Annotated in this window: 9 protein-coding genes; 8 read left to right on the top strand and 1 reads right to left on the bottom strand. The window is 59.2% G+C overall.

What is annotated here, in order from left to right:
• The first annotated feature begins 12 nt into the window (after positions 1–12).
• Together C7459_RS18705 and aroA are read left to right on the top strand one after the other, a co-directional pair.
• Positions 13–1155: a prephenate dehydrogenase gene (locus C7459_RS18705; RefSeq protein ID WP_109690855.1), complete on the top strand. Its 1143-nt coding sequence runs from the start codon at positions 13–15 to the stop codon at positions 1153–1155.
• A 28-nt stretch (positions 1156–1183) separates the two neighbouring features.
• On the top strand, positions 1184–2467 hold the full coding sequence (aroA, locus tag C7459_RS18700; protein ID WP_211320425.1) for a 3-phosphoshikimate 1-carboxyvinyltransferase: 1284 nt from the start codon (positions 1184–1186) through the stop codon (positions 2465–2467).
• Between the two features lie 192 nt (positions 2468–2659).
• On the opposite strand, the gene C7459_RS23495 is transcribed toward aroA, so the two are convergent.
• Complete coding sequence (locus tag C7459_RS23495; protein WP_170119554.1) at positions 2660–2800, bottom strand: hypothetical protein; 141 nt, start codon at positions 2798–2800, stop codon at positions 2660–2662.
• 130 nt (positions 2801–2930) lie between these two features.
• Between C7459_RS23495 and C7459_RS18695 the strand changes: the two genes are divergently transcribed.
• The 6 genes from C7459_RS18695 to mutL all read left to right on the top strand — a co-directional run bounded on the left by C7459_RS18695 (position 2931) and on the right by mutL (position 11917).
• Positions 2931–3458, top strand: coding sequence for a hypothetical protein (locus tag C7459_RS18695; protein WP_109690804.1), 528 nt, complete (start codon positions 2931–2933; stop codon positions 3456–3458).
• A gap of 124 nt (positions 3459–3582) precedes the next feature.
• A complete protein-coding gene (locus tag C7459_RS18690; RefSeq protein WP_109690803.1) occupies positions 3583–4830 on the top strand; it encodes a DNA polymerase IV in 1248 nt (415 codons plus the stop codon).
• Positions 4831–5206: 376 nt separating this feature from the next.
• Positions 5207–6682 carry a tRNA (N6-isopentenyl adenosine(37)-C2)-methylthiotransferase MiaB gene (gene miaB, locus C7459_RS18685; protein WP_109690802.1) on the top strand — a complete coding sequence of 492 codons (1476 nt, stop codon included), beginning with the start codon at positions 5207–5209 and terminating at the stop codon, positions 6680–6682.
• Positions 6679–7083 (top strand): YlbF/YmcA family competence regulator, encoded by a 405-nt coding sequence (locus C7459_RS18680; RefSeq protein ID WP_109690801.1) that lies wholly within the window; start codon positions 6679–6681, stop codon positions 7081–7083. The genes miaB and C7459_RS18680 overlap by 4 nt, the downstream gene beginning before the upstream one ends.
• Before the next feature lie 146 nt (positions 7084–7229).
• Positions 7230–9920, top strand: a complete 2691-nt coding sequence (gene mutS / locus C7459_RS18675) for a DNA mismatch repair protein MutS (protein WP_109690800.1) — start codon at positions 7230–7232, stop codon at positions 9918–9920.
• 2 nt (positions 9921–9922) lie between these two features.
• A complete protein-coding gene (gene mutL / locus C7459_RS18670) occupies positions 9923–11917 on the top strand; it encodes a DNA mismatch repair endonuclease MutL (RefSeq protein WP_109690799.1) in 1995 nt (664 codons plus the stop codon).

Below are 11917 nucleotides of genomic sequence, written 5' to 3'. Positions count from 1 at the left end.
ATGCGGCCCGCGATGCAAAAGGTCGTTGCCGAGCAACAGCCGCTGTTTGAAAAAGCGGTGATCGTCGGCTGTGGTTTGATCGGCGGTTCACTCGCGCTCGCCCTGCGTGAAAACGGGGCGGTGCGGGAACTCGCTGCTGTCGATTCCAACCCGTCGTCCTGCCAGTTCGCCATCGAACTTGGGGTGGTAGACGAAGCGCACGAAGAGTTGCGCGACGCGGTGCAGGACGCGGACCTGATCGTATTTGCCGCGCCAGTGCGCCAGACATGCGACCTGCTCGCGGAACTGGCGACACTGCCTTTGAAAAAAGGCTGTATCGTCACCGACGTCTGCAGCACCAAGGTTGAAGTCTGCACGCAAGCGGCGCAACAGTTGCCGCCGGGTGTGCACTTCATCGGCGGGCATCCGATGGCGGGTTCTGAGAAGTCGGGTGTGAAGGCGGCCACTGCGCGGTTGTTTGAGAACGCTGTGTATGTGTTGACACCGCCGCCGGATGCGGACGAGGCGGCTTTTGCCAAATTGGCTGCCGCAATCGAGTCTGTGCGGGCACAAGTGCTGGTGCTGGAGCCTGCGTTGCACGACCGGGTCGTGGCGGCGATCTCGCATGTCCCGCACATCATCGCCGCCCAGTTGGTCGACCAAGTGATGCGCCTCTCCGATCACCCGGAGCATGGCGATTTGTACACCAAGCTGGCGGCTGGCGGTTTCCGTGATGTGACGCGGATCGCATCTGGCAATGCCCAGATGTGGCGCGACATCGTGCTGAGCAACCGGGATGTGATCCGCGACTTGCTTCAAGATTGGCAGAGTGGTATCGCGGGGTTGTTGCACAAGCTAGAGGAGACAGAGGGGCGAGGTCTTCAGACCTTTTTCCATGACGCATCGGCGTTTCGAGATGCGTTGCCGACCAAGTTGCGCGGGGCGGTGCGCTCCGTGTATGAGATTTCCATCGATGCGGCCGACGAGCCGGGCACGATTGGCAAAGTGGCGACCTTGATGGGCATCCACAGCATCAACTTGAATGGCGTGGGCTTGATCGAAAGCCGCGAGGAGGACAATGGCCAAGTCCTGCTGTCGTTCCGCAGCAAGCGGGACATGGAGCAAGGGGCGCATGTCCTGTTGGTCAACGGATTCCACGTGTACTTCCGCGACTAGCCGTTTTTCTAGAGAGAGGATGTTGGATATGGACAAACAAATCCAGCCGGTCACCCGTTTGACCGGAGAGGTGTCGGTGCCGGGCGACAAGTCGATCTCCCACCGTGCGGTGATGTTTGGCGCGTTGGCAGATGGCGTGACGCGCGTCACCGGCTTTTTGCCAGGGGCGGACTGCCTGAGCACCGTCGATTGTTTCCGCAAGCTCGGCGTGCAGATCGAGCAACACTCGCCAACTGAACTATCGGTACACGGTGTGGGCCTCGACGGGCTGCAGGAGCCGACCGATGTGCTCGATGTGGGCAATTCTGGGACGACAGCTCGGCTGATGCTGGGCATCCTCGCCGGACAGTCGTTCCATTGCACGGTGACGGGCGATGCCTCGATTCGCAAGCGTCCGATGGGCCGAGTCGCAGGGCCTTTGCGCGAGATGGGCGCACGCATCGAGGGGCGTGACGGCGGGCGTTTGGCTCCGCTGTCTGTGCGCGGCGGAGGACTGCAGGCGTTTCGGTACGATTCCCCGGTGGCGAGTGCTCAAGTCAAATCGGGCATCCTGTTGGCGGGATTGTTTGCGGAGGGCGCGACTGGTGTTCGCGAACCGGAGCCGTCGCGCGACCATACGGAGCGCATGTTGCAGGCGTTTGGCGTAGTGGTGGAGGATCGTGAAGGCTACATCACGGTTCAAGGCGGTTCGCGTCTGACGGCGACCGATATCGAGGTGCCGGGTGACATCTCGTCTGCGGCGTTCCTGCTGGTGGCGGCAGCGATCGTGCCAGGTTCGGATGTGACGATCCGTGGCGTTGGCTTGAATCCGACGCGCACGGGGATTCTCGACGTGTTGCTGGACATGGGCGCGCAGATCGAGGTCGTAAATGAGCGCCAAGCGGGCGGTGAGCCGGTGGCGGACCTGCGCGTGCGCGGCAGTCGGTTGCGGGCGACCACAGTGCGCGGTGCGATCATTCCGCGCCTGATCGACGAGGTGCCAGTGCTGGCGGTGGCGGCGACGCAAGCGGAGGGTGTGACGGAGATTCGTGATGCGGCGGAGTTGAAGGTCAAGGAGTCGAACCGCATCGCGACCACGGCCAACGAACTGCGCAAGTTCGGCGCGATCGTCGAGGAACTGGAGGACGGTCTGCGCATTCACGGCGGCGCGCAGTTGCAGGGCGGTGCGGTCATCGAGACGCATCACGACCACCGCATCGCGATGTCGATGGCGGTCGCGGCCTTGGTGGCGAACGGAGCGACCACGATCCGCGATTGGGAGTCGGTGGACGTGTCGTTCCCTGGCTTTGCAGAACTTTTTCAAAATCTCTGATAATTATATTGACAACCAACCGGTTGTTCGATTAATATGTAGTTGTAAGCTTTAGTTCTGGTTTCTCTCCACTCCTATCATACTTGGCCTGACCGGGGGACGTCTCGGTCAGGCACTTTTTTGTTTGTAAGCGTTTTCTGAAAGGGCATACACGTAAAAAAGACACGGTCGCGCGGGCGGCCGTGTCTTTTTTTATCCCGACTTCATCGCTTCGGCGACGATCAGGCGCTCGTGTGGCTGCAAAAGTGTCATCGCTTCCGCCAGCCCTTTGGCGAGTTTCACGTTGAGGTCGAGCAAGTCGCGGACGAGGCGTTCATAGTCTGTTTCTCCCATGTGCAGGTTCCCCTTCCCAGTTCTTCTGTACTATACCTTATCGCGATTTTTTGACTTTAGACCTTTCGAACGTCTACCGCGTGGCGTGAACGAATAGGATGTACAGAAGTGGACAAAGGGGGATCGCCCAGTGAGCACTTGGAGACTGTTGGTTCGTGCAGGCACTGCACAGGTCATCATCGTCCTGTTTATCTTGATAAAAATCCTCGCCGTACCTTACCTCGTGTGGCGATTCCTCGGCACGTCGTCCGGGGCGATGATCACGCTCGACGTGGCGACGATCGTTTGCGGCACGGGGGCGGCGATGTCGATGGGGTGGCTAGGATATCAACAGGCGCGCGGGTTTCGCCGCGAGCGGAGGTTCCGGGAGGCGCTTTGGCACATGGTGTGCATCCACGGACCGGCGTTCGCTTTTTTGTTGTACAAATTCTTGCATGCGACGGCGTGGGATACGCGCCTGCTGCTGGTGCTCTCCGGCTGGGTGTCGATGTTCGCCCATCCGATGAACCTCGTGGGTTTTTACGGACAGTGGGTCGATGGCGTGGCGCTGGTCGCGATGGCAGGCTTATACCTGCTCGGAGTCTATGTCTACCATGATGAACAGCGCCAGATTCCGCCACGGACACTGCCTGTGCAGTTTAAAAGATTGGGGTCTTAATATAAAACAAGCTGTTGCTCTGGGAGCAATAGCTTTTTTTTTGCTTGCATAAGAAACATATGTTCGCATATACTGTAGACAATAATACAGGAACGAATGTTCTCTTTTAAGTGGAGGTTAGGACATGACACGATATGGTTTAACGGATAAGCGGCAGATTCTGCTGGTGGATATGAACTCGTTTTACGCGAGTGTTGAGCAAGCGCAGAACCCAGGGTGGCGTGGCAAGCCGGTCGTGATCTGCGGTGATCCAGAGCGGCGCAGCGGCATCGTGCTGGCGGCGAGTCGCGAGGCGAAGGCATTTGGGATCAAGACGGTCGACCCGGTCTGGGAAGTGCGGCAGAAGTGCCCGCAGGCGATCCTCGTGCGTCCGCGCATGGAAACCTACGTGGAGGTCTCGCTGCGGATCATGGAGATCGCCAAGCGCTTCACGCCGCAGGTCGAGGTGTTCTCGATCGATGAGCTGTTTCTCGATGTGACCGGCACGGAGAAGCTGTGGGGCGGCCCGTGGGAAGTGGCGCGCAAGTTTCGCGAGCTGGTGCGTGAGGAGACGGGCGTGGTCTGCTCGGTCGGCATCTCCTACAACAAGCTCGCCGCGAAAGTCTGCTGTGACACGATGGCCAAGAAAGCTCCCGAAGGCATCCACGAATGGAAGGCGGAGGACATCGAGCGGGAGATGCATCCGCTGCCGGTGCGTGAGTTGTTCGGGGTGGGCTCGCGGATGGAGAAGCACTTCCACAGCCGGGGCTTGGTGACGATTGGCGATCTGGCGAACTACCCGCTACATCTATTGAAGAAACGCTTCGGGGTGATGGGGGAAGTCTTCCATCTCTCCGCGAACGGCATCGACTACAGCCCGGTGACACCGAACACGTTTGCGAAGGACATGAAGGGCTGCGGGCATATGATGACCCTGCCGCGCGACTATGAGTCGGCGCAGGAGGTTGAAGTTGTGATCCTAGAGCTGGCCGAGGAGGTCGGACGCCGTCTGCGCCGGATGCAAAAGCGCGGGCGCACGATCAACATCATGTGCGGGTACAAGGGCTTCATGGGCGGTTTTTCTCGCCAGTTCACGATGTCAGAGGCGACGAACTTGACACGTGACCTGTACGAAGCGGCGCGCAAACTGTTCCACCAGCATTGGAACGGATCCCCGGTGCGTTCGATCGGGGTTTCGATCGACAACTTGGTCGACGACACGGTGCAGCAACTCGATTTGTTCCGCGATTGGGAGCGCGAGCGACGCTTGGCGTATACGCTCGACAATCTCCAAGACCGATTTGGCAAGACCGCCGTGCTCCGCGCCACCTCGCTGACGGCGGCTGGGCAGGCGCTTCAGCGGGCGGGCAAGATCGGCGGGCATTACAAGTGATGCGAGCGTGTGAGTGGAAAAAGAGCTGAATCCACCCTTGGGGGCGGATTCAGCTTTTTATTCGTTGCCGATCTCATTGCGGGCCAATTGATAGACACACCACAGCAAGCCGATGAACAACAGCGCAAACGCCAGCGGCAGCCCCGCCATCGTGATCGTTCCTCCTCAGGAGCAACAGAGTCGTGTTGTTGGAAGTAACATATGAGCGGAGGGTTGGGCGACTTGCAAAAGAAAAAGCAACAAAGTTTGCAAAAACGCACAAGCCGAAATTCACTTTTTGACGAAACTGCGTCGGGTTGGAAACATCTCTAGATATCTGTGTCCTCATTCGATATAATGCAAGATAGGCATTTTGTAAGAGAGGAGACAGCATCGTATGACCACCTCCAACAACGAAGGCTTTATCCACATAGATGACCTCGACCAGCACGCCGCCGACGCGCATCGTCCGACGATCACGGAGCGCAACCGCGTGGACTACCGAGCGGTCGCGAAGGATGTCGGTCGCATCGGCGAAGGCAAAACGTACATCATTCGTACCCACGGCTGCCAGATGAACGAACACGACACCGAGATCATGTCTGGGATGCTTGAAGAGATGGGCTACAGGCCGGCAGCAGTGCTTGAGGATGCTGACTTCGTGCTCTACAACACCTGCGCCGTGCGTGAAAATGCAGAGGACAAAGTTTTCGGTCACATCGGCACGCTCAAGCCGATGAAAGCGAAGAATCCGAACTTGATGATCGGGCTCTGCGGCTGCATGGCACAGGAAGCTGTCGTGCGCCAAAAAATCCAAGAGAAGCACCCGCACGTCGACATCGTGTTCGGCACGCACAACATCCACCAGCTCCCTGAGCTGATCGAGCAAGCGCAGGATACGAAGGAGACGATCTTTGAAGTCTGGGACAAGTCGGACGCGACGATCGAGAATCTCCCGAAACTGCGCAAGGACAAGATCCGCGCGTGGGTGAACATCCAGTATGGGTGCAACAAGTTCTGCACCTACTGCATCGTTCCGTTCACGCGTGGGGCTGAGCGCTCCCGTCTGCCGGAGGACATCCTCGCTGAACTGCGTGAACTCGCAGCCGAGGGCTACAAGGAAGTCACGCTGCTCGGACAAAACGTCAACGACTATGGCATCGACCTTGGTCACGTCGACTTTGCCGACCTGCTGGACGCCGCCGCGCGAGTGGAGGGCTTGGAGCGCATCCGCTTCACCACCTCCAACCCGTGGAACTTCACGGACAAAATGATCGACACGATCGCTCGCCACGACAACATCCCGAAGTGGGTGCATCTCCCGGCGCAATCTGGAAACTCACAAGTCCTGCGGCGGATGAAGCGCGGCTACACCCGCGAGGAATACTTGGAGCTGATCGACCGCGTGAAGGCGAAGATCCCCAACGTCACGCTGTCCACTGACTTGATCGTCGGCTTCCCTGGCGAGACCGAGGAGCAATTCCAAGACACGCTCTCGCTGATCGAGAGCGTCCGCTACGACAGTGCGTTTATGTTCATCTACTCGCCGCGCGCCGACACCCCGGCGATCCGCCTGCCGGATGATGTCAGCGACGAGGAGAAAAAAAGCCGCCTGCGCCGCCTCAACGAACTGCAAGACCGCATCTCGCTGGAGCAGAACAAAAAGCTCGAAGGACAAGTCCTCCGCGTGCTCGTCGAGAGCGAGTCGAAAAACAACCCAGACGTGCTCCAAACCCGCACCGATTCCAACAAGCTCCTGCACGTGCAGGGTTCCAAGGATCTGATCGGGCAATTCATCAATGTCAAAGTCATCGAAGCTAAGACCTGGACGCTCAACGGCGAACGGGTCAACGAGGAGGTCCCGGCCGTATGAGTACCATCGCACCCGTTATTGAAGAAAAAGCCCGCCAGATCGGAGACATGCTGACCCGGTCGCTGGAGATGTCGATCTTCCGCCAAGCGGAGCACGACCTGCAAAGCCACGGAGAAGCCCAGACGCTGATCGGCGAGGTCCAAACCAAGCAAGCCACCGGAGAGGACGTCGAGGGAGTTCTCGACCGTCTGGAATCGCTCGATGTCGTTCGCCGCTTCTCGATCGCACAGGAGAACCTCTCTGACGTGATCACCCATATCACCAAAATCCTCGCCGCCACCTTGTCCGACCGCCTCGACCTGATCGCACCTGAGAGCGAGGGCGGCTGCTGTGGTTGCCCGGCAGAGGGTTGTGACAAAGCCACGAGTTGCGACGGAGACGCTGCGTCGTTGTGTAGCTGATTTGGAGAAAAATCCCTCCCCACGTAGAGCGTGGGGAGGGATTTTTTCGATTCGATACAACAGGTACACGCAAAAAAGCGGACGACTCACCTTAGATTTGTTATAATGAAGACCGATTAGCAAACTAGAGCGGAGGAAGTTAACGAATGGCACGACTTACACCGATGATGGAACAATACTTGGCGACCAAGGCGCAGGTTCCCGATGCGCTCCTGTTCTTCCGACTGGGCGACTTTTATGAACTGTTCATGGAGGATGCGGTCACCGCAGCTCGCGAATTGGAGATCACGCTAACCGGGCGTGCCAACGGCGGTGCTGGCGGTGACGAACGGACTCCGATGTGCGGCGTGCCGCATCATTCCGCCGAGGGCTACGTCCTGCGCCTCGTTGAAAAGGGCTACAAAGTCGCGATCTGCGAACAGACCGAGGAAGCGGGTGCCCACAAGGGCATCGTGCGCCGCGAGATCGTGCGCGTCGTCACGCCGGGCACGGTCATGGAGCAAAAAGGTCTACAAGCCAAAGCCAACAACTACCTCGCCGCTGTCGTCTTGCGCGACGATGTGTACGGGTTGTCTTTTTGCGACCTGTCGACCGGGGAAATTCTCGTCGTGGAACACGATAGCGAGCAGAAAATGCTCGATGAGATGCTCCGCCATCAACCGGCTGAAATCATCGTGCCGTTTGGAGAAAAAAGCGCGTCCTACGCGCTGACGTTGCGCGACCTGCTCGCCTGCGTGCTCACAGAAGGTCTGGAAAAATCGCACAACCTCGCCCGCGCCTCCGAAGTTCTGCTGAGCCACTACGGCGTGATCTCCGTCGATTCGTTCGGCCTCGCCAACCGCGCGCTCTCGCTCTCGGCGGCGGGGATGTTGCTCGCCTACCTCGACGTTACACAGAAGCGCAATCTGCACCATCTGAAAATGCCTGCCTACATCACCAGCGACGAGTACATGACGATCGACTCGTTCTCGCGCCGCAACCTCGAACTGGTCGAGACGTTGCGCGACAAAGGCAAGCACGGCTCGCTGCTTGGCTTGCTCGACGAGACGGTCACCGCGATGGGCGGCCGTCTGTTGCGCCGCTATGTCGAGCGCCCGTTGGCGAACAAACTTCGCATCGAGGAGCGCCTCGATGCGGTAGAAGACCTCTACAAAAACCTCCTGCTGCGCGATGACATTCGCCAACTGCTCGATGCGGTGTATGACCTTGAACGCCTCGTCGCCCGCGTCTCCTACGGCTCAGCCAACGCCCGCGACCTGCAAGCGATCGGTTCGTCGCTCGCCGTGTTGCCCAGTTTAAAAGGCCGCTTGGAGAGCGCCCAAGCACCGCTGCTTCAACAGCTCGGGGCGCAGGTCGGCAACTTTGACGAGATCGTCGACCTGATCGAGCGTGCCATCGTGGACGAGCCCCCGGTTTCCATCAAGGACGGCGGCGTGATTCGCGATGGGTTTGACGACTACCTCGACACGTTGAAAAGTGCCAGCCGAGACGGCAAGCGCTGGCTGGCGGAGCTGGAACAGCAGGAGCGCGAAGCGACCGGAATTCGGTCGCTGAAGGTCGGCTTCAACAAAGTCTTTGGCTACTATATTGAAGTCTCCAAATCGAACGTCGCCAACGTCCCTGCCACCTACGAGCGCAAGCAGACGCTGACCAACGGGGAACGCTACGTCACGCCGGGTTTGAAGGAGAGGGAAGCCCTGATTCTCGAAGCGGAGGACAAGATGGTCGATCTCGAATACCAGCTGTTCGTCCAAGTCCGCGACGCGGTCGGTGAAGTGCTCAGTCAGATCCAAGCGGCGGCAGAAGCGATTGCGACCGTCGACGTCTTGCAATCCTTCGCGACCGTCTCGATCCGCCGCCGCTACAAGCGCCCACAAATCAACACCGACGACCGTCTCCAGATCGTAGAAGGTCGTCACCCGGTCGTCGAGGCGATGTTAAAAGGCGAGCCGTTCGTGGCGAACGACTCGCTGCTGAACACTTCCGACCAGCAGATCGCGCTGATCACCGGCCCGAACATGGCCGGGAAATCAACCTACATGCGCCAAGTCGCTTTGATCGTGCTCCTCGCGCAGATGGGGTGCTACGTGCCAGCAGATCGTGCAGAGATCGGGATCGTCGATCGCGTGTTTACGCGCATCGGGGCGAGCGACGATCTGGCGGGCGGGCAGTCGACGTTCATGGTCGAGATGGTCGAGTTGGCGAACATCCTGCACCATGCCACACCGCGCAGCCTGATCATCCTCGATGAGATCGGGCGTGGAACCTCGACCTTTGACGGCATCTCGATCGCGCAGGCGGTGGTGGAGTTCCTGCACCAGAGCCCGAAAGTGGGGGCGAAGACACTGTTTGCCACCCACTACCATGAGCTGACGACGTTCACGGAGTCTTTTGCAGGTGTGAAGCACTTTTCGACGCACGTGCAGGAGCAGGATGACAGCATCGTGTTCCTGCGCAAGATCATCCCGCAAGCGGCCGACCGCAGTTACGGGATCCAAGTCGCCAAGCTCGCCGGTCTCCCGCAGGAAGTGCTGACGCGGGCCCGCGAGATCTTGGTCGAACTGGAGCAGGGCGGGCACGGTGTGCAAGACGTGAGCCACCGCTACCCGGAACCAACCCACGCACCCGTCATCGTCCGCGAGACGGCAGCCACTTACGAACCTGTCGTGGAAAAAACGCCGGTGGCCGTAGCGGCACCGTCGGCGCAACTCTCGCTGTTCGACGCTGCAGATCATCCGGTGGTCGAAGAACTGCGCAAGCTCGATGTGATGCGCTTGACCCCGCTGGATGCGATGACTCTGCTCTACCAACTGCACCAGAAAGCGCGGGGTGAGTGAGGATGGGCAAGATTCAGATCCTCAGCGACCTGCTCGCCAACAAGATCGCGGCAGGGGAGGTCGTCGAACGTCCCGCCGCCGTGATCAAGGAGTTGCTGGAGAACGCCATCGACGCCGGGAGCACTGAGATCGTGATCGAGATTGAAAACGGGGGTCTCGATCTGATCAAAGTCTCAGACAACGGCATCGGCATGGAACGCGAGGATGCTCTGCTCGCATTCGAACGCCACGCAACTTCGAAGATTCGCTCTGAGAAAGACCTGTTCCGCATCCGTACACTTGGGTTTCGCGGGGAGGCGTTGCCGTCGATCGCATCGGTCTCGAAGGTCGAGATCAAGACTCGCACGGCTGAAGCCAACGAAGGAACCCTCGTCAAAATCGAGGGCGGGCAAGTGCTCACACATGGTGTGGTAGCGGCCAAGAAAGGGACCGAATTTGCAGTTCGGGACCTTTTTTTCAACACGCCTGCCCGCTTGAAATACTTGCGCACGATCCAGACGGAGTTACACCACATGCTCGACTATGTGAACCGGCTGTCGTTGGCGCACCCGACGATTTCGTTTACGCTGTATCACAACGGCCGGCAGTTGGTGCAGTCGCCGGGGGATGGGGAGTTGTTGCACTCCATCGCGGCGATCTACGGCAATGATGTGGCGCGGCAGATGTTGCCGATCGAATGGTCAGACTATGACTACAAGATCGTGGGCGCGGTTGGATTCCCGGAATTGAACCGGGCGAATCGCAACCACTGTTCGTTTTTTGTCAACGGACGCTATGTGAAAAGCTACCAACTGTTGAACGCGGTGCAAGCGGCGTATCACACGCGCTTGCCGATCAACCGCTATCCGGTCTGTGTGATCGCGCTGGAGCTCGACCCGAGTCTGGTCGACGTCAACGTGCATCCGCAGAAGTTGGAAGTCCGTTTCTCCGAGGAGCGCGATGTGACGAACGCGGTGCAACAAGCGGTGGAGCAGGCGTTGCAACAACAGACGTTCATCCCCAAAGCCACCGCCAAGTCGATTGCCGCGCAGCCGAAGGAAAAAACGCAACAGGCTGCGTTCGACCTCGCGATGCCGAACCAGCCAGCGGAAGTACCCAAGGCTCCCGCGACCGCAACCGCAACCGGATTCTCGCCAGCGACGCGTGCCCCAAGCCCTGGGATCAACGGGCCGAAGTTCAAAGACCCGCTGCCCAACGGGGGAGCAGTCGTTCGCGAGACGCCCAGTGCGTACCAACCGACCCACCGCCGCGAGGAACGCCGTGAAGCCCCTGTTCGCCAACAGGTCGACGCCGCCATGTCGATCTACGAAAAAGGGGAGGCGACCCCACGTGTAGAAGAGGTAGTGGAAACTCCGCAGGCAGAAGCCCCGCAGGTCGTGGCAAGCCCGGCACCTGAACTCTCGGCGCGATCGAACTTGCCACAGTTTCGACCGGTGGCTCAAGCGTTGGGGATGTACGTGATCGCCCAAGACGACACGGGCCTGTTCATCATCGACCAACACGCCGCGCACGAAAAAGTGCTGTACGAGAAATTCAACAAAAAGCTCGCCGACCGCCAGATTCAACCCTTGCCCTTGCTCGTCCCGCTGACGGTCGAACTGACCGCCTCTGAATCGGCACTGCTTCAACAGCGCATCGACGATCTCGCCGATTGCCAGATTGAAGTGGAACAGTTCGGCGGCACCACGTTCCTGATCCGCTCGGTGCCAGACATCTGGGAAGGGTTGGAGACGCAGGGACTGCTGCAAGAGTTGATCGACGAACTCCTGCAAGAGGGGGCAACGCCCGACCCGCGCCGCCTCATCGAGGGCAAAGTGATCACCAAAGCCTGCAAGTCGGCGATCAAAGCCAACCACTGGCTCTCCATGCCGGAGATGGTCGCGCTGTGTGACCAACTGCGTGAACTGGACAACCCGTTCACTTGTCCACATGGCCGCCCGATCATCATCCACATGTCGAACTACGACTTGGAGAAGCAATTCAAGAGGGTGATGTAG

Source organism: Tumebacillus permanentifrigoris, assembly GCF_003148565.1.
Taxonomy (GTDB): Bacteria; Bacillota; Bacilli; order Tumebacillales; family Tumebacillaceae; genus Tumebacillus; species Tumebacillus permanentifrigoris.
Note: the sequence above shows the minus strand (reverse complement) of the source record. Positions and strands in the feature narration are given on the sequence as shown.